Source organism: Paenibacillus polymyxa, from assembly GCF_001719045.1.
In the GTDB taxonomy this organism is placed as follows: Bacteria; Bacillota; Bacilli; order Paenibacillales; family Paenibacillaceae; genus Paenibacillus; species Paenibacillus polymyxa_B.
This window is the reverse complement of sequence record NZ_CP015423.1, coordinates 90208-114836: the sequence shown is the minus strand read 5'-3', so window position 1 is coordinate 114836 and position 24629 is coordinate 90208. Positions and strand designations below refer to the sequence as shown.

Here is a 24629-nt window from a genome sequence, read left to right as displayed (position 1 = left end):
AATTAATCGAATGATAAGAACACGCACTAAAGCGTTGCAGCACCGATATTGACGCATGAAATTATGGAAAGAGGATTCGGCATATGGACTTATTTCGAAAAAAAACAGGACTGCTCCCGCATGAGGAAAGCGGATCTACAGGTCACTTAAAGAGAACAATGGGTGCCTTTGATCTCACCATGCTAGGTGTAGGATGTATTATCGGTACCGGGATTTTTGTTATTACTGGCAAGGCAGCAGCAGAAAATGCAGGTCCTGGATTGATGCTCTCCTTTGTTATTGCAGGTATTGCCTGCGTACTAGCAGCCTTATGTTATGCGGAGCTATCATCTACAGTTCCCGCAGCTGGGAGCGCTTATGCGTATAGTTATATTGTATTTGGAGAAATTTTGGCCTGGGTACTGGGGTGGGACCTAATTCTGGAATATGGAGTGGCGGCCGCCTCTGTGAGTAGTGGATGGTCTGCTTACTTTCAAGGCTTGCTGGCTGGATTTGATGTACATTTACCGCTGGCTTTAACCGCAGCCTTCGATTCGACCAAGGGGACCATTATTGATCTACCAGCCGTGTGTATCATTATGCTCATCACATTGTTACTGAGTCTCGGAGCCAAGGAGACGGTCCGATTCAATTTAATAATGGTTTGTGTTAAAGTCGGAGTTGTATTGCTATTTATTGGGATCGGTACCTTTTATGTTAAGCCTGACAACTGGACACCATTTTTGCCTTATGGATTTTCTGGTGTTTTGAGTGCTGCGGCAATCGTATTTTTTGCTTATCTGGGTTTCGATGCCATCTCAACTGCAGCCGAAGAGGTTCGCAATCCGCAACGGAATATGCCCATCGGCATTATTTCTTCTCTAGCGATCTGCACAGTACTGTATATTGCGGTTTCAGTTGTACTAACGGGAATGGTACCTTATACGCAGTTGGGGGTAAGTGATCCTGTTGCGTTTGCTCTCCGCTTTATTCATCAGGATTTCGTAGCCGGATTGATTTCAGTCGGTGCGATTGCGGGGATGACGACCGTTTTATTGGTGCTCTTGTATGGCCAAACGCGGTTAATTTTCTCCATGTCACGTGATGGCCTTTTACCCGTTTTTTTATCTAAAATAAATGCCAAAACTCAAACGCCAATTCGAAGCACTTGGCTGGTGGGCAGCATTATCGCATTGGCTAGTGGATTGTTCCCGTTACATGCACTGACCAATCTGACGAGTATTGGAACCCTGTTTGCTTTTGCTGTGGTATCAGTAGGGGTTATCGTTCTGCGCAAGAAACGCCCTGATTTGAAAAGAGGTTTTACCGTGCCGTGGGTTCCGTTGCTCCCACTTTTAAGTGCGTTGGTTTGCATCGGTCTGATGCTTCAGCTTCATATTAGCACCTGGATTGGATTCATTGTGTGGCTCCTGCTTGGATTGTTGATCTATTTCTTCTATGGATACCACAAAAGTTTGTTGAACCGTAAATCTTAATAAATTCTAGTATAAAAAAAGCCGGCATCCTGCACTTTTGTGAAGGGTCCGGTTTTTTTTGACATTACGCGAAAAGTGTCACATAGAGGCGTTTATGGTATAATTCTGTTTCAGATAAGCTTTTGGCACGTGATTACAGCATGCCATCGAGGGAGGATTTTTATATGAAACTGCGCTGGCGTGCGCTCTTGGGGGGAGTACTGTTGCTGACGGGCATTCTACTGACTGCCTGTTCTGCTGAAGCCCCAGATACGTTAACTAAACCTCCGATTGAGGAACCTGATGACCAGGGTCAGACGATTACTATTAATCCACCAGTGACTCCAAAGGTGGGCGATCCCAACGCCAAATATGTAGTACAGACGCGAATAGCGGATTTTCATTTAATTGATAACAATAAAGGGTTAGTTTGGGGAGTTACCCATAATGAGCTTCGGCTTTATGATACTCATGATGGCGGAAAGACATGGAATAATATTTCCCCCTCCGAAAACGTCCAATTTCAAGACAAGCTTGAATATGGAAAGGACATCAGTTTCACTGATTCTCGTCACGGTTGGGTTGTCCGTCAAAATTTGGACAAAACAGCAACCGTCATTCTGAGAACAGCAGATGGAGGACAGAGCTGGGATGTTTCAGCGCTTCCAAGCGGGGACCATGTGAGCTCGATTCAATATGTAAATCCAACTACTGGCTGGATCATGGCATATGTAAATCTGAATGAGCAGGATCAACAAAAACTGTTGTATCACACCACTGACGGGGGAGCCACATGGAATAAAGTTGCGCAAAGTTCGAGTATGACATCTAACAAATCAGGCTCAGGTTTACCCGATCGGGGCAGCCTGGCGGGGATGAGCTTTTCTTCCAACAATCAGGGGTTTGTAGCGATCAATCTGGATAACAGTGTTAAGTTGTACAAGACTTTGAATCAAGGGAAAACCTGGACTCCCGTAGCTAACAGAATACAGGGCTGCCCTCAGGCCAAAGCAGAAGCCCAGCAGTCTCTGAAAGGGAGCAGTGCCTCGTACTGGATTCCGGTTCTTTGCTATGGGGATAAGGCCATAAAATATAACGGACTGTTTACAAACGATACAGGGACACAATGGAACGGTGTGTCTTTGGGTCTGAGTAGCAACATTAATTCTATTATCCCTGGCCGTACGTTTCTAAATGAAAAGGAAGGGTGGATCATAACCGAGACCGGAATGAGCGGTACAATGGATGGGGGGAAGACGTGGACAAGTCTCACAGGCAACAAAGTGCTACCTTTGAAGTTAAAAGACTACCCACGATCGGTTAAGCTCCGTTTCGCTTCTTCTTCGGTGGGTTGGCTTCTTTTGGAACGCCTTGATGACAAGAAGTCACTGCTGCTGAAAACGACGGACGGCGGTGCGAACTGGAGAATTTTATAATCGCTATAAAGGTGATTGCCCTGGGGTGTTTTTCCCAGGGCATTTTATTTTTAAAAAATTTAAATTTTATACGACTGTATGTGAAAAAAATCACAAACTAACGAATAAGCCGCTGTTATACTAAACCTGTAAACAACGATAGGAGTGATAATCATGAGAGCGAATCAGGATCATATGTTAACCCAATACTACCTTCAATTTTGTTATACTTGCCAGGATGCCTATGGTTGCACGACTGAAGAGGACTGCAAGCAGTGTGCAGAGCGTTACGCTGAAGACGAAAATCATGAAGTTCTGGATGAAACACAACGTTATCTCCAGCTTGTACATGTGTAAATCGATGCATCATTCTGATATCGCCATATCTTGAGCCCTCCCGGATAATTCCGTGGGGGCTCTTGGCGTTCTTAAGGGTTGCTATCAAATTTGGGCAGGAACATACATATACTGTTATAGAAAGCTTAGGTCAGGTCAGGATGCCCGGTAGTTTCCCTGTGAAATGCCTGGCGGAGAGGAGTGCGGTGCATGGGTTTTGAGTCATTATGGATGTTCGATTGGCTGGGCACGGTACTGCCCGTATTTTTCGTTGTCGTGTTGGGTATTGTCGTGTTGTCTGCAGGCAGGGAAGTCATGGAATGGAGTCGGAATAAAAGGCAGCCTGTATTGACGGTCGGTTCCCGAATTACAGCCAGAAGGACACATCTCCAACAGAGGCGACAGGAGGAACAAGGGACTCGTACCCATACTTTCTATTACGTAACCTTCGAGGTGGAAAGTGGCGATCGGATGGAGTTTAAGGTATCTGGGGAAGAATATGGTCAATGCGCTGAAGGGGATGAGGGACGGCTTACTTTTCAGGGTACAAGGTATATCGGGTTTCAGCGACTTAATCGCTATAGCTTGGAACAGGTTAAAATGTAGAATTCAGTCTAATTATTTTTTGGATTCATTTACAGCCTTCTGCGAGATGCCAGGGTAGGGGGCTGTAGATGTTTCTTGTACAGCCCAATTTGGTACATATATACTAGAACAGAGTAGTTCAGAGGAGGAATGATTTGTGTCATTTGAGGGACAAGTTGTTATTGTAACAGGAGCGGCGCATGGCATCGGGAAAGAAGTCGCTTTTGCCTACGCTGCTCAGGGTGCCCATGTTGTATTTGCCGACCACAATGAGGAGGAGGGTGCAGCAGCCGCTGCAGCGGCCCGGAACGAGGGCTATCAGGCCATTTTTATTCCTTGTGATGTGCGGAAGGAAGAAGATATTGTAGCGCTAATCCGTGCCACGGAAGAAGAATACGGTACGATTCATACGCTAATTAACAACGCTGGCGTGTCCAAATGGAAATCTCCTTATGAGTTAACGATAGCAGAATGGGATGACATTCTGAATACAAACGTACGCAGCTGTTTTATTGCCACTAGGGAAGCAGCTAAGGTGATGAAACGAAACGCAGAAGGTGGCTCTGTGGTCAATATGACCTCTACACGAGCTTTCATGTCAGAGCCGGATACAGAAGCCTACGCGGCATCCAAAGGAGCGATTGCGGCCCTTACACACGCGATGGCCATATCGCTAGGAAAGGACGGGATTCAGGTCAATTGCATCAGTCCAGGGTGGATTGAAGCCGGCGATTATGAGAAACTGCGTGCAGAAGACCATCAACAGCATCCGTCTGGGCGAGTAGGAACCCCTAAGGACATCGCACGGGCCTGTCTGTATTTGACACAACCTGGCAATGATTTTGTAACAGGCACGAATCTGGTAGTAGATGGTGGCATGACGCGTAAAATGATTTATGAGCCATAATAAAAGCCTGAATGAGTAGTCCCAGTCTTGGGGCTATTTTTTTATTTTTCTGGACTGTCACCCATTGGGCATTTGTACCATACGATAGGGTATGTGATGGAGAAGCGAGGAGGGGACGCGGTGGCTGTAATCAAGACCAACTCAGAAGATGTAAGGACCCTCGCCCGGCTGATGCGGGCTGAGGCTGAAGGTGAAGGAGAGATGGGTATGCTCATGGTTGGCAATGTCGGTGTGAACCGAATTTTATCCAATTGCCTAGATTTCCGGGGGATACGCCTTATGAATGACATGGTGTTTCAAAGCCCCGGAGGTTTTGAAGCCACTCAGAAGGGGTATTTTTATCAGAAAGCCCGTGATCGGGACATTCGACTTGCCCAGCGTGTAATCAATGGAGAAAAGCTACATCCGGCATCCAATGCATTATGGTTTTTCAGACCAGCAGGAAACTGTCCGGGCACTTGGTATGACCAGACCAATACCGGGCGTTTTAAAGCCCACTGCTTTTTTAGCCCGTCTGTACAGGATTGTCCTAATGTATATTAGACACTTTACAGAATGGCTTGAAGAATTAAATTAAAACCATTTTAGGAGGAATTTACATGATTTCACAGCAAGCTTACCGTCCCGTATCTTATGCTTCCGGCAACGGATATCCCGAATGGCCAAGAGGGATGGCTCCAATGGGAACCATGCAGCCTATGACTGGCTTTCCACCTCAAGTAAGTAGTGGCAGCCCTATGACACCAACGGGTACCGTAGTGCAGGTTCAGACTCCGCAATACGAGCAATCATACATCGAAAATATTTTACGCTTGAACTTAGGCAAAACGGGAACCTTTTATATGACCTATGAAAATAACCGGGAATGGAATGCGAAAATATTCAAAGGCATTCTGGAAGCAGCAGGTCGGGATCACATTATTATTAGTGATCCGGCGACAGGCAAACGGACCATTCTGCTGATGCTAAACCTGGACTATGCAACGTTTGATGAGCCATTGTTGTACCAATATCCCGGCGTCATCGGGAATCCGGGTGCATCCCCGGTTCGCTGATGCCTTCATATATATGAGTCTACATCCTCTGCCAGACGGCAGGGGATGTATTTTGTTTATAATCTTTCTCAAATATAGTAGCTTTCTTAGTGGTAAGCGGCGAAAACGAGAGCTTTATGACCTAAATGATAGGGGAGCTGTTTTTTCTGACATTGCTTGTGGTTTGACTGTATAGAGTATAGTTATATAATTAAATATAAGCTGATGAATGATCTAATCATTTATGCGGAATATGGCTTTAGAAGCCGGAAGGAGTGAATGTGTTGGGAAGTTGACGCTGCTTATGATGTGTTATCGTTCTGTCTATGATGAAACTATCCGAAGGAGGTGCGCCTGTCTGCCGTAATGACGGCTGATGGGGAGCATATTGAGTGACCCTTTACCGAGTATGTTTAACTTATTTATTGTTTTTGCATTAGTACTATTGAATGGTTTTTTTGTATCTGCGGAATTTGCCATGGTGAAGGTCAGAGGCAGCCGTATTGAAACATTGGTGGAAGCGGGCAATAAAAAGGCCGTGTACGCCGCCAATATGTTACACAACTTGGACGCTTATTTGTCTGCCTGCCAGTTGGGTATTACACTAGCATCGTTGGGACTAGGATGGATCGGAGAGCCGGCCATCGCACATTTGATCGAACCTGTATTTACAGCCGCTGGATTAGGAGCGGTATATGTGCACGGTACTGCCGTGGTTATTGCATTTATTGTTATTACGATTCTGCATATTGTGTTGGGTGAATTGGCGCCCAAAACGATAGCTATTCGTAAATCTGAGACCATTACGCTGTATTCAGCCATGCTGATGACTTGGTTTTACAAGTTGATGTATCCATTCATATGGGCGTTAAATGGAATGGCGAACAGCCTGCTGCGTTTATTCCGTCTGGAGCCGGTATCTGAAAATGACGATTCCGCGCATACCGGAGATGAAATACGCATTCTGATGAAAGAAAGCAATAAGAGCGGACTAATTGATAATACGGAATTGGCGCTTGTTGATAATATATTTGATTTTACCGACACGACCGCCAGGGAAATCATGATTCCGCGAACTGAGATGATCTGCTTATACAGTAATGAGTCCACAGAAGAAAATCTCGCGATTGCGACGGAAAGCATGAGAACCCGTTATCCAATCTGCGCCGAAGATAAGGACCATATTATCGGCTTTATCCATATTAAGGACCTTCTACGGGCGAACACACTGGATACCCGTACGATGATTCGACCGATTCTTGCTGTCCCGGAATCTACGCAAATTAGTGATCTGCTCAAACGCATGCAGCGCAGCAAGACGCAAATCGCCATTTTGATTGATGAATATGGCGGGACATCGGGTATGGTAACACTGGAAGATATTATGGAAGAAATCGTTGGTGAAATTCAGGATGAGTTCGATCAGGAACGTCCGAGTTGTGAGCAGATTAATGACGAGGAATTTTCCATTGACGGCATGTTATTAATTGATGAAGTGAACGATCGCTTTGGACTGGATCTGGATCATGAGGATTATGATACGGTAGGGGGCTGGCTATACTCACATGTCGAGGTTATTCCTCCACAGCCTGGCCAGACTGTATTGTTTGAGGGATGTATGTTCACGGTAGAAGAAGTTGAAAACAAGCGGATTTCACGTATTCGGCTGATAAAACAGCCTATTATCGTGGAAGAAGCAGGAGTCTCATAACGGAATACGGAATAAATCTTGAGAGCGACCTTGAACGATGTGGGGTCGCTTTTTAATTTGCCTCCTTTACAGAAAGGACATGAATTGATATGATGTTCGTGTTATTGTCAACCTAAACATAATCGATTGGGTTGACAATAAAAAAGGAACTTCCTCTACGTTGAAAATCTTATCCATTTACATGATCATTAAATTTTGGGAGGCAAGAAGTATGAATTTACTAAACGAGGTTATAGATTGGGGCTTGTTGGCTGAAAAAGCGATCCAAGGCAGCCGTATATCGCTGGAAGAAGGTATGGAGGTACTGGAAGCCGACGATGAGGAATTATTACCGATTATGCAAGCTGCATTTCAGGTGCGGCATCACTTTTATGAAAAAAAAGTAAAGCTCAACATGATCATCAATGCCAAAAGTGGCCTGTGCCCGGAGGATTGCGGTTATTGCTCACAATCTATCGTATCCACGGCGCCTGTGAGCAAGTACAGTATGCTGGACAAGGAATCACTGTTGGCTGGAGCTAGGGAAGCAGTAGCGCGGAGAGCAGGGACGTATTGCATCGTAGCTTCCGGCAAAGGTCCAACAGATCGAGAGCTGGATCAGGTGATTGAGGCAGTACAAGAAATTAATCGCACGATGCCGCTCAAAATTTGCGCCTGCTTAGGGATTCTCAAGGGAGATCAGGCACGGCGGTTGGCAGAGGCTGGGGTACATCGATACAATCATAATTTAAATACAAGTAAGGCCAACTATCCTTCGATTACAACCACACATACATACGATCAACGCGTCGAAACTGTGAAAATGGCTCAATCTCACGGAATGTCTCCATGCTCTGGCGTTATTATCGGGATGGGGGAAACGAATGAGGAAATCGTACAAATGGCTTATGCCTTACGGGAGTTAGATGCTGACTCTATTCCGGTTAACTTTTTGAATCCAGTCCCTGGAACCCCGTTGGAAGGAGCAAAGCGAATATCACCTATCCAAGCTTTGAAGGTGCTGGCACTGTTCCGCTTCATCTGTCCATCCAAAGAAATACGCGTTGCAGGTGGACGAGAGTTGAATTTACGCTCGTTACAACCGCTATGCCTGTATGCAGCGAATTCAATTTTTGTAGGAGATTATTTAACGACAGAAGGCCAGGAGGTCACATTTGATCATCAAATGATTGAAGATCTTGGTTTCGAAATTGAGATGTGTGCCCTTTCAACCGTATAATAGAAATTGTACAAACTTGGAAGGGAGAGTTAAATGATGAGCGAAAAAGTATTTATTAGTCCAGGTAAATATGTGCAAGGGAAAAATGTGATTGATAAAACAGGTGAGTATGTTAAGCCATTAGGTCATACTGCCTTGGTTATTGCGGACAAGCTGGTTTGGGAGATTGCAGCCGACCGCGTAGTAAAAAGTCTGGAACAGGCTGATATTACGGCGGTTAAAATTGAGTTTCAAGGGGAAGCATCGAAAAATGAAGTCAACCGTATTGCGGATCAGGGACGAAGCGCCCAGGTCGATATTGTCATTGGTGTAGGTGGTGGTAAAACGCTGGATACGGCCAAAGCCGTTAATGAACTACTCGGTTCCTCAGTTGTGATTATTCCAACGACTGCTTCTACAGATGCCCCTACTAGTGCACTATCTGTTTTGTACACCGATGAGGGTGCATTTGATGCGTATACCTTTTTCAGTAAAAATCCAAGCCTGATCCTGGTGGACACGAAAGTCATTTCTCAAGCGCCGCCCTTGTTCCTCTCCTCAGGCATTGCAGATGCCATGGCAACGTGGATTGAGGTCCGTGCGGTCATTGAAGCTCGCGCAACGACAATGGCTGGTGGTTTGCCAACCTTGGCGGCAGAAGCCATTGCGTCCAAGTGTGAGGAAGTTCTTTTCGATTACGGTCTGCAGGCTTATGAATCCGTGAAACGCAAAGTCGTCACACCTGCGCTTGAAGCGGTAGTCGAAGCCAATACGTTGCTAAGTGGTTTGGGCTTTGAAAGCGGCGGTTTGGCAGGCGCACATGCGATTCACAATGGTTTTACCGTTCTGGAAGGGGATATTCATCACCTGACACATGGTCAGAAGGTAGCTTTTGGCACCTTAGTCCAGCTTGCCTTGGAAAAAAGACCTTTGTCCGAGGTGGAGCGGTATATTGACTTTTATCTAAAACTCGATCTGCCTGTCACGCTCGAAGACATTAAGCTACAGGAAGCTTCCCGAGAGGATTTGTACAGGGTAGCCCAGGCTGCTACCAAAGAAGGCGAAACTGCTCACAATCTACCATTTGCTGTCACAGCGGATGATGTGCTTGATGCGATTTTAGCGGCTGACCAATATTCACTTGCCTACAAGGCAAAAATTGGACATAAAAGCTAACTTCATACGAAATAAAGTAGATTCAAAGGTCGCTGATCAGCGACCTTTTTTCCATTTTTTAACTTGAAACTTATGTTATAAGGTGTATATCTTGGGTCCGATCAACCTTATGTTCCTGTGAGTAAAGTTCCGGGCTGGAGTTGGGCTTTTGTCGTGGTCAGCTTGGTTATAGGATTGCTATTTTCGGGGATTTTCGGTGTGTGTATAGGAATATTGGGCAGCATGTTTTACGTGAAATCATCTTTATCCATGCATCAAACCACCAATCGAAGAGTTGTAAATTGCCTTATTGTCTTTTTCATCATCAGCGTGATACAAATTGTTTTTGGAATTGCAGCGAATTCTTGGATTAACACGTTGTAAAATAGATCTAACATAGCCTATAGGAAGAAGCAAGAAGGCTCTCACGCATAAAGCGGTGGGAGCCTTTTTTGCCGTGTTAGATCGCCCAATTTCCTTTACGGAAGATAGGTTCCTCAGTACCGTCCTCGGTAACGCCGTTAATGTCCATTTCAGCTGAACCGATCATAAAGTCGACGTGAGTCAGGCTGGAATTCAGGCCGTTGGCAGCCAACTGCTCTTGAGTCATATCCTTGCCGCCTTTAAGGTTAAATGCATAAGCATTACCGATGGCCAAGTGGTTAGAGGCATTTTCATCAAACAACGTATTATAAAATAAAATATTTTTATCAGAGATAGGTGACTTGTGAGGTACGAGAGCAACCTCCCCCAGATAGTGTGAACCTTCATCCATTTCTACTAGATGCTGAAGAGTTTCCAAACCGGTTTCTGCCTGTACATCGACAATACGTCCATTTTCAAAAGTCAATGAAAAGTTGTCGATGATATTTCCGCTGTAGCTAAGTGGCTTGGTGCTGCTGACCTTACCGTTCACTCCCGTTTTGAGCGGAGCTGTAAACACTTCCTCGGTAGGCATATTGGCTACAAAAGTATGTCCCTGTTGGTTGACGCTTTCGGCTGCTACCCACAGATGATCTTTTGCCAATTCGATGGTGAGGTCTGTGCCTGGAGCCAGATAATGCAGCTTTTTATAGCGTTTGGCATTTAAAATATCAGCTTTGCTGGAAAGGGTTTTCAAATGCTCTTTCCACGCCTCCACAGGGTTATCCAGATCCACACGCACGGTGCTGAAAATGGCATCCCACAGTTTATCCATTTGCTCTGAAGCTGGCAGATCAGGGAATACTTTGGCAGCCCACTCTGCTGAAGGATAAGCAATCAGAGACCAACTGAATTTGTCGGCCATTTGATACTCACGATATTGACGTAATTCATGTGACCGCACACGCTGGGCAGCAGTAATTCGGCTGGACGGAATTCCCTGAAGCAAATCCGGATTTTCTGCAATGACATGCAGTACTGCTGCGCCATTTTCGACCTCTTCAGTCATTTCGGCTGCGTACCATTTGGGAGCAATATTAAAAGTTTCATCAGGAGCTAGTTCATACTGTAATCGAGTAATAGTCTCATCACTCCATTTTACTGTAACTAGCTTGGCCCCAGCAGTATACGCTGATTTGACGATAAGTCTCACGAGTTCGGCGGACAAAATTGGTGCATGAACGATGAGTGTCTGCCCAGGATGGACATTGGCGCCGACCCGAACGGCTAACTCGGCATATTTTTGCAATTTTTGTTGAAAATCTGACATGTAACTTTCCTCCATTTCACGAAAAGCCTTAAACAAGGCTTGGGTAACTTGCACAGTTTTTTTGCAAATTCCACACATAGCTTATATATTGTACAATGTAACGAAAAGGTTCACAAATCAGTTTTGGTACTATTTAGTGAAAATGAAAGGGCGGATAGATGAATGACAGAGCAAAATTCACCTCAGGAAGTGAAAGAAGTACATATTCAACAGGCACAAATGACAAAAGATGAGAATGGTGCTTATCTGGGCCAAGTGGTATTTAAAGTAGAGGGACAGAGTTCTGTATATGAAATCACATTCCACAGCAAAAGGGGAAAGGAATGGGATTACAGTCTCCATTTTGCGGGAGAGCCACGGGTGGAGGAAGAGATGCTGCAAATGGATAGCTGGATTGAAGAGAACGATGATTTGTTCGACTATTTGCTAGATACGGCATGGAGCAAATTACCCGAGTAATGTAAACATGGTCTATTTTCGTGACAAGCGGATTATATTTAGCAGTGTCCGCATAATCTGCTGACATGGGGGAAGCCTAAAGGTCGATGTTAACAGGAAATTCCATGTGAATAGGAGGGTGAAGCTTTGGCAAATCATCTGTTCACCGAAGGAATGACGGCAAATGAAGAGGCTGCTCCCGATCTCCTGAGCTTACGGACGCTGTTTGTAAATATGTGTTTTATTGGGGAGCCGGGAAGCCGTTCCTGGGTGCTGGTGGATACGGGGATGACAGGATTTACAGACTCGATTATACGCCTGGCAGAGGAACGGTTCACTGGCCCTCCGATCGCTATTGTGCTTACACATGGTCATTTTGATCATGTAGGTTCGGTTATTGAGTTGGTACAGCATTGGGGTACACCTGTTTATGCACATCCTTTGGAATTACCTTATTTGACGGGAATGAAGGATTATCAAAAACCTGACCCTAGTGTAGGGGGAGGTTTAATGTCGAGCATTTCCTTCTTATACCCTAATGATGCTATAGATCTCGATGATCGCATCACATCACTGCCCCTAGATGGCAGTGTCCCCGGTGCCCCTGGTTGGAAGTGGCTGCATACGCCAGGACATACACCTGGTCATGTATCGCTTTTTCATGAGCGAAGAAGGTTAATGGTGGCCGGTGACGCTTTTATTACGGTGAAACAGGAATCGGCACTGGCCGTTATTTTACAGGAAAAAGAAATACATGGGCCTCCTGCGTATTTTACGACAGATTGGCAAGCTGCGCAGCGTTCGGTGGAAATGCTGGCCAAGTTAAAGCCTGAGATTGCAGTCACAGGACATGGTCATTACATGCATGGTGCTGAGCTGACAGATCAGCTGGAGCGACTGGCGGGAGATTTTGAGCACATGGCTGTACCCAAACAGGGCCGTTATGTGTAGTAATGTGTGAAGGACGATGCCTTGCGGGGCATCGTTTTTTGTGTGGACGTGGAATTTTTTTGCTCAGCATGGTATAGTCAAGCCAAAAGCTAAACGCTTTCATTAAACATCGTCATTTCATCAAGGAGGATTTTTTGATGACACAACAACATGCTGCAATTGGTGATCTTTATTATGGAATACCGGCGATTCGTCTTAAATTTGGACGATATGAAGCAGTTGCCCTGCCGGGAAACGGTGCAAATCTGATTTCTTTTCGTGACAATGAAACGGGATATTCTTTTCTGCGTGAGCCAGATGCTGAGAGCATAGAGGCTTTTAAGCAAAGCCCGTCCGTTTACGGAATTCCTTTCCTGTTCCCTCCGAATCGGTATGAGGATGGAAAATTCCTGTGGAATGGCGTTACATATGAGCTGCCGATAAATGAAGAGGCGACCCACAACCATCTGCACGGCTTTTTACACACTGTTCGGTGGGAGGTTGAGGACTACGGTTCTGGGGAGCAAGGTAGCTATGTGGTAATGAATCAGCATGTAAGGGAAGGACATCCCATGTTCCGCTATTTACCCTTCACCTTTACCATGAAGTTAACGTACAGCCTGGACGAATTTGGCCTGCATCAGCGTTATGTGATCCATAACGAGGGCGATCAACCGATCCCCAACTTATTTGCCTTTCACACAGCGATTCGAGTTCCGTTCGTACCCGATAGCTCGCCTGAGGATTACAAGATTAAGGTCACAATCGGTGAGCGTCGTGAGCTGACGGAACGGTTGTTGGCCACAGGTCAGTTCCAGCCTTTATCTCCGGAAGAGGAACTGCTGAAGACGACGGGAGTTAGTCCTTATTTTGCCTCTATGGATAATCATTACACGGCAGCTCCGCAAAATGGACGCAACTACATGGAACTGACACACAGTAAGACAGGTGCTACCCTCGTATACGATGTAGGCACAGCTTATAAGCATTGGATGATCTGGAATAACAAAGCGAACAAGGAATTCATCTGTCCTGAGCCGCAAATGAACATGATCAATGCACCGAATCGTCCGGACCTGCCAGCAGAGGAGATCGGATTGATTGCACTGGCTCCAGGCCATATTTTTGAAGCAACCAGCCGTTTGTATTGTATTACACCTAATAAATCGAAATCCTAACATTTAAATTTATCCTTATAGGCCTGTATCGTGTCCAACGGTGCAGGCTTTATTTGGGTATATAAGCATAGGTAAGGACCAATGGGGAAGGAGGACGAAAAAGGTTGCAGAATGACAAGCATTCGTAGTATGATACGAAACAGGAGATGATCAGATGAATTATGAAATGGTGCCTTTTCAAGCCGTCAAACGCAAGCAAATCGCCGATGAAGTGGCTGAACAGCTGCAACGAAAAATTGCTGCTGGTGAATGGAATGTGGGCACTAAGATTCCAACCGAGCCTGAGCTCATGAAGCTATTCGGAGTCGGGCGATCTACAGTACGTGAAGCGGTTAGCGTTCTGGTGCATGCCGGTCTATTAGAGAAAAAGCAAGGACACGGAACTTTTGTCTGCCAACCGACGACTTCTCAAGAGCCATTGGATTACCGTCTAAGCCGTGCTGAAATTATTGAGGTTTATGAAGTGCGGAGTGTGTTGGAACTAGAGATTGCCAGATTGGCTGCATTACGTCGTAATGACGAGGATTTACGCTTAATGCGTGCGGCGTTGGACCGTCGTGCTGCAACTTTGGCCGCTGGAGATTTGACTGGGTACCTAGATGCGGATATCACTTTTCACTTGGCTGTTGCCGGAGCTACACGCAATAAGGTGCTTACAGACGTATATGGCAGCTTTGTAGAGGCCATTCGCAAGGCATTGAACAATCTCATTACCGATCCAGCGATGCAAAATCATTTTACTCTGCAGCATGAAAAAATATATGAAGCAATCCGGGATCAGGATGGCAAGGCTGCCGAACTTTATAGCATTCAACATTTGGACGGCACCAAGCTGGAGCTGCAAAAGCATATGGGAAGTTCATAATTTTTTTATCCTTAAACATCAGATGATCAGATGAATATGATGATCTTTGAGCCTTTTACTTGAGCATCTCCTAAAATCAAACCAAAGGTGGTATCTGTATGCGCAAAATATGGGTGTTGGACACAACGTTAAGAGATGGAGAGCAATCACCAGGAGTTAGCTTAACCAGCACAGAAAAGGTGGAAATTGCTCTTCAGCTGCAAAAATTAGGCGTAGATCGGATTGAGACCGGCTTTCCAGCAACCTCGCCTGGTGAGATTATCAGCATGCAGGAGATTGCCAAACAGGTTACCCAAGCAACACTGGTTGGTTTTGCACGCTCGAAAGAACAGGATATTGATGCAGTCAGAGAGGCGCTACGAGGAGCTGAGGATACCTGTCTTCATTTGTTCCTGGCTACCTCACCCATTCACCGCCAACATAAGCTGCGAATGGATAAAGCGAAAGTATTAGAGACCGCTGCTGCTGCCATTCGTTATGGACGCAAGTATTTCAGCAAGGTAGAATTTTCAGCAGAGGACGCCAGTCGTACCGAGCTGGACTTTATTTGTGAAGTCGTGGATATGGCGATTCGTGCTGGAGCGACGGTCGTCAATTTACCGGATACGGTGGGATATGCCTCGCCGGATCAGTTCGGTGAAATGTTTAGAATTGTAAAGCAACAAGTGCCCGGTATCGAAAAAATACAACTCAGCACACATTGTCATGATGATCTTGGCATGGCAACAGCTAACACGCTGGCGGCCATCCGTAATGGTGTAGATCAATTTGAAGGTACCATCAATGGAATCGGTGAGCGAGCCGGAAATACACCTATCGAGGAAGTTGCACTGGCCCTTGATACCAGAACTGAGCTTTATGGTGCACAAACGAGTCTGGTTTTGGAGGAGCTGTATGCCACCAGTCGACTGGTGAGCAAACGTACGGGGATGTCGGTACCGGGAAACAAGGCCATTGTTGGAGCCAATGCGTTTGCTCACGAGTCCGGTATACACCAGGACGGAATGCTTAAAGAGCGTACAACGTATGAGATCGTGTCCCCTGAGCGTATTGGGCTGAAGACGAGTAAACTTGTGTTGGGCAAGCACTCGGGTCGACATGCATTTAAAGAAAAACTGGCGGACATGGGGTTTGATGCTTTGACGGAGGAACAGCTGCAAGAGGCGTTCCGCAAATTCAAGGCCTTGACGGATAAGAAAAAACAGGTGCTAGATGAAGATTTGCACGTCCTGATGGACGAAAGCCGCAATGCCTTACCTCAAATGTACACACTGGATTCCATTCAGGTGTCTTATGGCAATCAGTCGGTTCCAGTCGCATCCATTCGGTTGAGTAAACAAGATGGGACAGCAATTGATGAAGTAGCAATGGGTAACGGTTCTGTAGATGCGATTTTCCATGCTATAGACAAGGCCAGTGGTGAAGAGGTGGAGTTGGAGGATTATTCGATCCAATCTGTAACATATGGCAAAGATGCGTTGGGGGAAGTACACGCTAGTTTGAGGCAAGGTGAGTACACAGCTCTGGGAAGAGGCACAAGTACTGATATTTTGGAAGCTAGCGCCAAAGCTTACATCGATGCACTGAACAAGCTACTGGGCAGAAAAGAAGTTCATGGCAAAAGCAATATCACCATTAGTTGAACCTAATAGCCAGCTTGTAAATGAAATTTCCTTTCGCCTCCTCTGGCCTTATCGTAAAAAAGCGCTTGCAAAATAAATGATAACATTTGAAATTTAATGTATAATAGGCAAGAGAGAGCACCATATTTTGTCTGAATTACATAGGCCAAGAGGAGGAAATGAGTTGAACTACCGCATCGAAAAGGATACGTTGGGTGAAATCAAGGTACCGGCAGACCGTCTGTGGGGAGCGCAAACACAGCGCAGCAAGGAAAATTTTCCGATTGGCTCTGAGAAAATGCCATTAGAGGTCATACAGGCGTTCGCGGTGCTTAAAAAAAGCGCGGCGATCAGTAACTATAAGCTGGGTAAGCTATCACAGGAGAAGCAGGACGCCATTATTTATGCAGCGGACGAAATTCTCGCAGGGCGGGTTGATGACCATTTCCCGTTGGTTGTATGGCAGACAGGAAGCGGTACGCAGTCCAATATGAATGTAAATGAAGTGATTGCTCATCTGGGAAGCCAATGGTTACAAGAGCAGGGAAAAGATACGAAGCTGCATCCCAATGATGATGTAAACATGTCGCAAAGCTCAAATGATACGTTTCCTACGGCGCTTCATGTAGCGGGTGTCATTGCAGTTGAGGACCGTTTGTTGCCTGCCATTGATAAGCTGAAAGAGACTTTTCAACAGAAGTCAGAGCAATTCAAGGATATTATAAAAATTGGACGAACCCATTTACAAGATGCGACACCGCTGACGCTGGGGCAGGAAATAAGCGGCTGGTATGCCATGCTGGACAAGAGCAAGCGAATTATCATTGACACGGTGCAATACATGAAGGAGCTGGCGATTGGCGGAACCGCGGTGGGGACAGGAATTAACGCTCATCCAGAGTTCGGCTCCCGAACCTCTGCGGAAATTTCTAGTTTCACTGGCAAAACGTTCACTTCCGCACCCAATAAATTTCATGCACTGACCAGCCACGATGAAGTGGTGGCCGTACATGGAGCAGTCAAAGCGCTCGCGGCTGATTTGATGAAAATCGCCAATGATGTTCGCTGGCTGGCAAGTGGTCCGCGTAGCGGCTTGGGCGAAATCACGATTCCTGCTAACGAGCCAGGTAGCTCCATCATGCCAGGTAAGGTGAATCCGACTCAAAGTGAAGCACTGACGATGGTCGTTACGCAAGTAATGGGTAATGATGCAGCTATCGGCTTTGCTGCGAGTCAGGGTAATTTTGAACTGAACGTGTTTAAGCCAGTAATCATCTACAATTTTTTGCAATCTGTTCATTTGCTGGCCGATTCCATGATTGCTTTTAACGACAACTGTGCGATTGGCATCGAACCTGATCTCGCTAAAATTGAGCACAATTTGAATAATTCGCTGATGCTGGTGACGGCATTGAATCCACATATCGGATATGAAAATGCCGCTAAAATCGCCAAACTTGCTCATGCAGAAGGGCTGTCCCTAAAAGAAGCGGCACTCCGCAGCGGACTGTTGACTGAAGAACAGTTCGATCAATATGTTGTACCTGCGCATATGATTCATCCTAAAGCCTAAAGCACGACGATAGTCTCTGCTTAAGCCTTATAAAAAATATACAAACCAGCTCATGGAGTGCGATTTAGCACAAACCATGAGCTGGATTTTTTGATTTTATTATATAATTTTTTATTTAGGATTAGTATTCTGTGTGATTTGAGGGTATATAGATAGAAGGCGAAAAATTGAACATCTATTTTCAAGATAGGAGAAGCCGTATGGAACAGACAACCGTTATTAATTTGATTGTACTTTTGCTGTCCGGCTTGCTGCTGGTCGGCGTGCTGACTACCAAATTTTCCAGCCGTTTCGGTATGCCTGCGCTCGTTTTGTTTATTGCCGTAGGTATGGTGCTCAGTCAGTTTATTTATTTTGATAATGCCTTTATCACACAGCTAGTTGGCATTCTCGCGCTCATTGTAATCTTGTTTGAAGGCGGGATGCAGACAAAGTTTGCAGACGTTAAACCAGTTATTCGACCTGCGTTATCATTATCAACGTTAGGGGTCATCATTACGACCGTAGTTATTGGCGTATGTGCCAAGTTTATTTTAGGCGTAAGCTGGATGGAATCCATGCTGTTTGGCGCTATTGTCGGATCGACCGATGCGGCAGCCGTGTTTTCCGTTCTAGGAGGTAAAAACATCAAAAAACGAATTACCTCAACGCTCGAAGCGGAATCCGGCAGTAATGACCCGATGGCTGTATTTCTCACGATAACATTGATTGAGCTGATACATCACCCTGAGCAATCCATTTGGATACATATCTTGTTATTTTTATGGGAAATGGGTTTCGGTTTAGTCGTTGGTTTTGTACTCGGACGCATAGGTGTATATGCGATTAATAAAATGAATTTTGATTCATCCGGTTTGTATCCTGTGATGGCGCTGGCATTTGCGGTCTTGACGTATGCGGCGGCATCGTTACTGGAGGCAAGCGGATTGCTGGCGGTTTATGTCATGGCCATTGTCTTGGGAAATTCCGACTTGACCTACAAGCGATCCATTATCCATTTTAACAATGGTTTCGCCTGGATGGTACAGATTATGATGTTTGTCCTGCTCGGGCTATTGGTCTTTCCCGATCAATTGCTGGGCATTGCGTGGCAAAGCTTGGCGCTCTCCTTCATCCTCATGCTCGTGGCTCGTCCGATAGGCGTATTCCTAAGCTTACTTTTTTCCAGGTACTCTGTGCGCGAGAAGACACTGTTATCCTGGGCAGGACTGCGGGGGGCGGTACCTATTGTACTAGCAACCTATCCTTTACTGGATGAGATGGATGTAGGACCCTTGTTTTTTAACGTTGTATTTTTCGTCGTGCTCACTTCTGCGATTATTCAAGGTACCACTATTTCGTGGCTAGCGGTGAAGCTTGGCTTGATGGACCCTAACGAGACGTCATCTCCTTCACTGCTGGAATTAGTTTCTCTGGGAAAAACCACTTCGGAAATCAACCACATTCAGGTACAAAAAGGGATGTCTATTGCGGGCAAAGCGATTCAGGATATACAGTTGCCTGAAGATATTTTATTCACAGCCATAATTCGGAACGACCAAATTATTGCCCCGAGAGGCACGACGGTGATTGAACCGGGCGATACATTGTATGTGCTTAGTCCCAAACTCAAGCGACAGCAGATGAAAGAACTGTTCATGCTGCTCGAACCAGAGGCTGCTCCGTAAAAAGCGTAGAGTAGCCTTAGTTACAGTCCTTCACATTCATGTGGAGGACTTTTTCCTGTGTTTTTTTCAGAGTGGATGAATCTGTTAAAAAATTGACACTATCATTCTACAAAATTAGTTTATGATATTGTCGTTAGATGTCGCTGCCTATCGTTACGGATCATTTGATGGGCCATAGTGATGAATAAGATAGAAGTCACCAATAAACAGGAGAGATGATGAATGAAACCGGAAGTCTTGCCAAAGCGTGCAGTAGCTCGCAGGCAGAAAAATAGAAAAAAGAAACGAAAAGGAAAATTCGGTCGTTTTATACTGCGACTGTTTATTGTATTCCTGGTAGCAGGAATAGGGGGCGGTGCGTGGTTGTTCTTAACGTCATCTGGCAAGGACATGCGCTATTTGGCTGCGGATACGCTGATCACGACCCAACATCGTCACTGGGCAAAGTACTTTATCGGTGAAGCAGAGGCGAAAAAACGTGTGGCTGAATATTCCGCCCGTTTTGAAGCGATGGGTGAGGAGAAGGACAGACATACAATCAATCTGCCTGATCTGATACCGACCAAAGTACAACAAACGCCGCTGGTTGAAGTGGAAGAGGTATCGGGCCGTAACTATCATGGCTATGTTATGACGGTACATGACCCCACTAAAATCCGGCTCGGGGTTCCTGCCAAGGTCGGCCGGGGAGAACGGGTATCTAGTATGGTCGAGCGTTTAGGGGCTGTTGCTGGCGTAAATGGTGGTGGCTTTGCCGATCCCAACTGGAATGGGAATGGTTTTAAACCGATTGGCGTTGTCATTTCCCAGGGCGAGATATACTACAATGATATGGGCAAAAATGCCTCTGTTCAAATCGTAGGTATTGATCAACAGGGAAAAATGATAGCCGGTCACTATTCGTTGTCCGAGTTGTCCAAAATGAATGTGCAAGAAGCGGTTACTTTTCAACCACGCCTAATCGTGAATGGGAAAGGTCTGATTCGCAATGCAAGCGAGGGGTGGGGAATTGCTCCCCGTACCGCAATGGGGCAAAGAGCAGACGGGGCCATTATATTCGTGACCATCGACGGTCGTCAGCCTGGGTACAGCATTGGTGCTAACTTGTATGATATGCAAAATATTTTGCTTAAACATGGAGCGGTTATCGGTGCTAATTTGGATGGAGGTTCTTCAACGGTGCTCGTCAAGGATAATGCCATTGTAAACAAGCCTTCTTCTGAATACGGAGAGCGGTATTTGCCGACTGCGTTTCTCGTATTTGAGCATCCAGAGACTGTTAGTATCCCGAACATATGGGAAGGTCTGAATCCTGGAGACATTGACGCAGCCAAAAAAAGATAGATCAGGAATGATTCACGACCGATACCAAACAAATTATGAAAACCTTCAAGCTACCGTGGGAATCGCGTACAGATGCCCAGCAGGCGATGGAATAAGTTAAGAGCAGTAATAAGCAAGTTAAAATATAAAAGCGCGGATCGCTGAAGTAAAGATACTTCCGGTACGCGCTTTTTTTAATGGAATTTGTACTTTTGTTGCTTCGTGCTTGCGTAAATATCGATTAAGCGTCATTATCTGCTTCGAGAAACACGGAGATCAGAATTCGGGCGTTGTTATCTCCTACGTTTTTGGCATAGTGGGGGATAGCTGCTCTCCAGCTAAAGGAATCTCCTGCTTCCAGGGTAGCTGAATCCTCGCCTTGCTCCACGTATACCGTGCCCTCCAAGATAAAATGAATCTCATCTCCCCCATGAGCATGCTCCTCTTCTGTAGACGAGCCTGGCGGCATGTCCACCAGCATCATTTTAACGTTTCCTTGTCCTCCCAAATGATCAACCTGGAGGTTGTTTTTACCATATAAGGTTTTACGGCGCTCGTCCTTGCGAATTACTTGCATCCGTTCCTCATCTTTAAGAAGCAGAAAAGCGAGAGGGACCTTAAGCGCATTAGCGATACTGTCCAATGTAGCGATGGAAGGGGAGGTTTTATTATTTTCTACTTGACTCATAAACCCTTGCGATAGTCCGGTTCGTTCGCATATTTGCTGGATGGATAAATTTTTACGTTTACGAGCAGCGCGTATGTTGCATCCTATACTCATAGAACGTTCCTCCTTTAAGGAAATATAATGTATACTAATTTAATATTTATCATACCAAATAATTTGTTGACAGACTACAGTTTCTTATGATAAATTCACATTACAAAATAATTATTTCTATTACTAATAATTCGAGTTTGATTCACACTAATGTGTTGCGGCATAGATTCAGACAGGATTATTTTTTTAACCAAATTATTAGTAATATAAATTAATTATTCATATTCACTTGTATGAGTGTAATAAACAAACAGAATGGAGAGATAAACATGAGTTCAGCAAGCAGAAACATTTCTACAATTATGCGGGTGGCACTGGGAATTTTGTTTTTGGCACACGGAATTGCTAAATTCCAAATGGGGTTGGGTAATGTAGCAGGCTGGTTTGCCAGCATTGGCGTTCCAGGATTTCTAGGTTATGTCGTTGCGGTGATTGAGTTGGTCGGCGGGATTGCATTGATTCTTGGATTGCTAACTCGTTATGTATCTGGGCTTTTGGTTATTGTTTTGATCGGCGCCATTTTTACAGCAAAACTGACCGGCGGGTTGATGGGGAATGGTCAAGGCGCTGGCTATGAGCTGGATATTGCTTTTATTCTGGTAGCTCTTCATCTGGTATTTGCACCAACGACTCGCTTGTCTCTGGACTCTTTGTTCGGGCGTCGTGAGTCAACAGAAAAGTAATTTTTGATTGCTTTAGTCCTCCAATCCATGTAGAAAGAGGGAAATCTCATGACAGCACATATACATGACAACACCAAAATTGGGCAGGTTTCATTAAAAGTTAGTAACTTGGAGCGTTCTATTCAATTTTATACAGAGGTGGTTGGTTTTCAGCTACTGCGTCAAACGGCGAATACCGCCGAATTGACTGTCGATGGGAAGCATGCGCTACTGATCCTTAACTATATTGAAAATGCAGTTATTCTGCCGCGTCAATCTGCTGCCGGGTTATATCATTTTGCTATTCTTTTACCAAACCGTGTAGCTCTGGGCCTGTCCTTACGTAATCTGCTGGCTTATGAGATTGAAATCGGACAGGGAGATCATGATGTAAGTGAAGCCCTCTATATCCATGATCCCGATAATAACGGAATTGAAATCTATGCAGATCGTCCCCGTGATCAATGGAAAAAGGATGCTAATGGATTTTACATGATGGGAACAGATCCTGTGGATGCAGAAGACTTGGTTGCGATTTCCGAAAATCTACCTTGGCAGGGACTACCTCAGGGAACGGTAATCGGGCACGTCCACTTCCATGTGTCTAATTTGCTCAAAGCACAGCAATTTTATTGCGATGTGCTTGGCTTTGACATTACGTGTCGGTATGGCTCTTCAGCCTTGTTCGTTTCCGCAGGTGGTTACCACCACCATATGGGCTTGAATATATGGGCAGGTGAAGGAGCCCCACCAGCTCCTGAGCACGCTGCCGGATTGGATTATTTTGAATTGATCGTACCAGATCAGAAGGAATTGGATGCCATTGTCGCTCGTTTAGAGGCAGCAGGCTATGGAGTGCAAGAACGCGAGGGCGCCAAGTATGTAGCTGATCCGTTCCGCATTCAAATTAAACTGATTAACGGTCAAATCTCGTAACAAAGAAGGCACGTAACAAAAAAGGGTATTCCTATTAAGCCGTAAAGGCTGGGAATACCCTTTTTTTCGTATACTTAGAACAAGCTCCAGTCCAAATCCCGAGACATCTTCTCCAGCAAGTGTACACCAGCTGTACTGTTGCCCATACGGTTCAGAGAAGGTCCAACCAGTCCAATGCCATATCGTCCGGGTACCATCGTCATAATACTGCCTGATACGCCGCTTTTGGCAGGTAGTCCGACTTGAATGGCGAATTCTCCTGAGGCGTCATACATGCCACATGTCGTCATAAATGTTTTGGCGATCTGTACATAGCGGCGGGGAATCAGCGGTATACCTGTCACTGGATCTCGACCATTGTAAGCTAATACAAGTCCCATACGAGCTAAATCAGTACAGTTCAATTTGACAGCACAATGTCTGAAATAAACTTCAAGCACATCCTCCACATGACCTCTTAAAATTCCTTTTTCCATTAGAAAATAAGCAAGGGAACGGTTCAAATGGCCTGTAGCTGATTCTGAATCGTAGACGTCCTGATCATATTCCAATGTGTCATTGTGGGTAAGCAGGCGGAAAAATTGGAGAACACGGGCAAATCTCTCTTCTGGACTGTTCCCGCGAATCAGAGAGGAGACTGCGATTGCTCCGGCGTTAATCAGTGGGTTAAACGGAATGCCCGGCTCAACTAGTTCTAGCTTTAGCATGGAATTAAAACGGTCTCCGGTAGGCTCCATACCCACCTTAGAGAAGACAACGTCCTCTCCATTATCCATCAAGGCCAGAATGAGCGTAAATACCTTTGAGATACTTTGCATCGTAAATTGGATTTCCGTATCTCCGGCTACCACAGTTTCACCCGCACCGTTCATTACTACAATACCCAGCGCGTCGGCTGGTGCTTTGGACAGTTCGGGAATATATGCTGCTACCTTGCCATGAATATACTCATGACGGCTTTGTTCTACCCATTCCGGCAGTTTGGTCTGTAATCTCTGCCACTCCGATGTCATTTCTTTTCCTCCAGTCGAGTAACCAATCTGTGGTATTTTATTGTAGAGCAAAAAGTAGCTATATACTTATTTTAAAGAAATTTTCAGTTGAAAAACAAGCTCTGATGTCATTTCTTTTTCTCCAGTTAAATACCCAACCTAATGTAATATCGG

General features: G+C 45.3%; 23 protein-coding genes. 20 read left to right on the top strand and 3 right to left on the bottom strand.

What is annotated here, in order from left to right; all coding sequences use genetic code 11:
* Positions 1–83: 83 nt before the first annotated feature.
* The 10 genes from AOU00_RS00510 (at position 84) to AOU00_RS00465 (ending at position 9816) form a co-directional block, all read left to right on the top strand.
* Positions 84–1475 (top strand): branched-chain amino acid transporter BcaP, encoded by a 1392-nt coding sequence (locus AOU00_RS00510; protein WP_061828279.1) that lies wholly within the window; start codon positions 84–86, stop codon positions 1473–1475.
* A gap of 164 nt (positions 1476–1639) precedes the next feature.
* Positions 1640–2890 carry a WD40/YVTN/BNR-like repeat-containing protein gene (locus AOU00_RS00505; protein ID WP_069289649.1) on the top strand — a complete coding sequence of 417 codons (1251 nt, stop codon included), beginning with the start codon at positions 1640–1642 and terminating at the stop codon, positions 2888–2890.
* A gap of 153 nt (positions 2891–3043) precedes the next feature.
* Positions 3044–3226, top strand: coding sequence for a hypothetical protein (locus AOU00_RS00500; protein ID WP_061828281.1), 183 nt, complete (start codon positions 3044–3046; stop codon positions 3224–3226).
* 189 nt (positions 3227–3415) lie between these two features.
* Positions 3416–3811, top strand: a complete 396-nt coding sequence (locus tag AOU00_RS00495) for a DUF2500 domain-containing protein (RefSeq protein WP_069289648.1) — start codon at positions 3416–3418, stop codon at positions 3809–3811.
* Between the two features lie 136 nt (positions 3812–3947).
* Positions 3948–4697: an SDR family NAD(P)-dependent oxidoreductase gene (locus tag AOU00_RS00490; RefSeq protein ID WP_061828282.1), complete on the top strand. Its 750-nt coding sequence runs from the start codon at positions 3948–3950 to the stop codon at positions 4695–4697.
* Between the two features lie 120 nt (positions 4698–4817).
* Positions 4818–5240, top strand: coding sequence for a cell wall hydrolase (locus AOU00_RS00485; RefSeq protein WP_061828283.1), 423 nt, complete (start codon positions 4818–4820; stop codon positions 5238–5240).
* A 56-nt stretch (positions 5241–5296) separates the two neighbouring features.
* The gene (gerQ, locus tag AOU00_RS00480) at positions 5297–5752 is read left to right on the top strand and encodes a spore coat protein GerQ (RefSeq protein WP_061828284.1); all 456 of its coding nucleotides are present in this window, start codon (positions 5297–5299) and stop codon (positions 5750–5752) included.
* A 355-nt stretch (positions 5753–6107) separates the two neighbouring features.
* On the top strand, positions 6108–7442 hold the full coding sequence (locus AOU00_RS00475; RefSeq protein ID WP_081112386.1) for a hemolysin family protein: 1335 nt from the start codon (positions 6108–6110) through the stop codon (positions 7440–7442).
* Positions 7443–7653: 211 nt separating this feature from the next.
* Positions 7654–8661, top strand: a complete 1008-nt coding sequence (bioB, locus tag AOU00_RS00470; RefSeq protein WP_061828285.1) for a biotin synthase BioB — start codon at positions 7654–7656, stop codon at positions 8659–8661.
* A gap of 36 nt (positions 8662–8697) precedes the next feature.
* Complete coding sequence (locus AOU00_RS00465) at positions 8698–9816, top strand: glycerol dehydrogenase (RefSeq protein ID WP_069289647.1); 1119 nt, start codon at positions 8698–8700, stop codon at positions 9814–9816.
* Positions 9817–10255: 439 nt separating this feature from the next.
* On the opposite strand, the gene AOU00_RS00460 is transcribed toward AOU00_RS00465, so the two are convergent.
* The gene (locus AOU00_RS00460; protein ID WP_069289646.1) at positions 10256–11488 is read right to left on the bottom strand and encodes an aminopeptidase; all 1233 of its coding nucleotides are present in this window, start codon (positions 11486–11488) and stop codon (positions 10256–10258) included.
* A gap of 162 nt (positions 11489–11650) precedes the next feature.
* Here AOU00_RS00460 and AOU00_RS00455 point away from each other — a divergent pair, with 162 nt between their 5' ends.
* The 8 genes from AOU00_RS00455 (at position 11651) to AOU00_RS00420 (ending at position 21105) form a co-directional block, all read left to right on the top strand.
* On the top strand, positions 11651–11947 hold the full coding sequence (locus AOU00_RS00455; protein ID WP_061828288.1) for a hypothetical protein: 297 nt from the start codon (positions 11651–11653) through the stop codon (positions 11945–11947).
* 126 nt (positions 11948–12073) lie between these two features.
* Positions 12074–12877 (top strand): MBL fold metallo-hydrolase, encoded by an 804-nt coding sequence (locus AOU00_RS00450; protein ID WP_069289645.1) that lies wholly within the window; start codon positions 12074–12076, stop codon positions 12875–12877.
* Between the two features lie 137 nt (positions 12878–13014).
* Positions 13015–14034 carry an aldose 1-epimerase gene (locus tag AOU00_RS00445; RefSeq protein WP_013310435.1) on the top strand — a complete coding sequence of 340 codons (1020 nt, stop codon included), beginning with the start codon at positions 13015–13017 and terminating at the stop codon, positions 14032–14034.
* Between the two features lie 154 nt (positions 14035–14188).
* Positions 14189–14899 (top strand): FadR/GntR family transcriptional regulator, encoded by a 711-nt coding sequence (locus AOU00_RS00440; RefSeq protein WP_069289644.1) that lies wholly within the window; start codon positions 14189–14191, stop codon positions 14897–14899.
* A 98-nt stretch (positions 14900–14997) separates the two neighbouring features.
* Positions 14998–16542 carry a 2-isopropylmalate synthase gene (locus tag AOU00_RS00435; protein ID WP_069289643.1) on the top strand — a complete coding sequence of 515 codons (1545 nt, stop codon included), beginning with the start codon at positions 14998–15000 and terminating at the stop codon, positions 16540–16542.
* A gap of 163 nt (positions 16543–16705) precedes the next feature.
* Positions 16706–18094, top strand: a complete 1389-nt coding sequence (gene fumC / locus AOU00_RS00430) for a class II fumarate hydratase (protein ID WP_025722755.1) — start codon at positions 16706–16708, stop codon at positions 18092–18094.
* Positions 18095–18294: 200 nt separating this feature from the next.
* On the top strand, positions 18295–19761 hold the full coding sequence (locus tag AOU00_RS00425) for a potassium/proton antiporter (protein WP_069289642.1): 1467 nt from the start codon (positions 18295–18297) through the stop codon (positions 19759–19761).
* A gap of 222 nt (positions 19762–19983) precedes the next feature.
* Positions 19984–21105: a phosphodiester glycosidase family protein gene (locus AOU00_RS00420; RefSeq protein ID WP_069289641.1), complete on the top strand. Its 1122-nt coding sequence runs from the start codon at positions 19984–19986 to the stop codon at positions 21103–21105.
* Between the two features lie 220 nt (positions 21106–21325).
* Here AOU00_RS00420 and AOU00_RS00415 read toward each other — a convergent pair whose 3' ends face one another.
* Entirely contained in the window at positions 21326–21865 is a 540-nt protein-coding gene (locus AOU00_RS00415) for a helix-turn-helix domain-containing protein (RefSeq protein ID WP_061828296.1), read from the bottom strand.
* Positions 21866–22134: 269 nt separating this feature from the next.
* Here AOU00_RS00415 and AOU00_RS00410 point away from each other — a divergent pair, with 269 nt between their 5' ends.
* Complete coding sequence (locus AOU00_RS00410; protein ID WP_069289640.1) at positions 22135–22548, top strand: DoxX family protein; 414 nt, start codon at positions 22135–22137, stop codon at positions 22546–22548.
* A gap of 48 nt (positions 22549–22596) precedes the next feature.
* On the top strand, positions 22597–23463 hold the full coding sequence (locus tag AOU00_RS00405) for a VOC family protein (protein ID WP_069289639.1): 867 nt from the start codon (positions 22597–22599) through the stop codon (positions 23461–23463).
* A 74-nt stretch (positions 23464–23537) separates the two neighbouring features.
* On the opposite strand, the gene glsA is transcribed toward AOU00_RS00405, so the two are convergent.
* A complete protein-coding gene (glsA, locus tag AOU00_RS00400) occupies positions 23538–24476 on the bottom strand; it encodes a glutaminase A (protein ID WP_069289638.1) in 939 nt (312 codons plus the stop codon).
* Between the last annotated feature and the right edge of the window lie 153 nt (positions 24477–24629).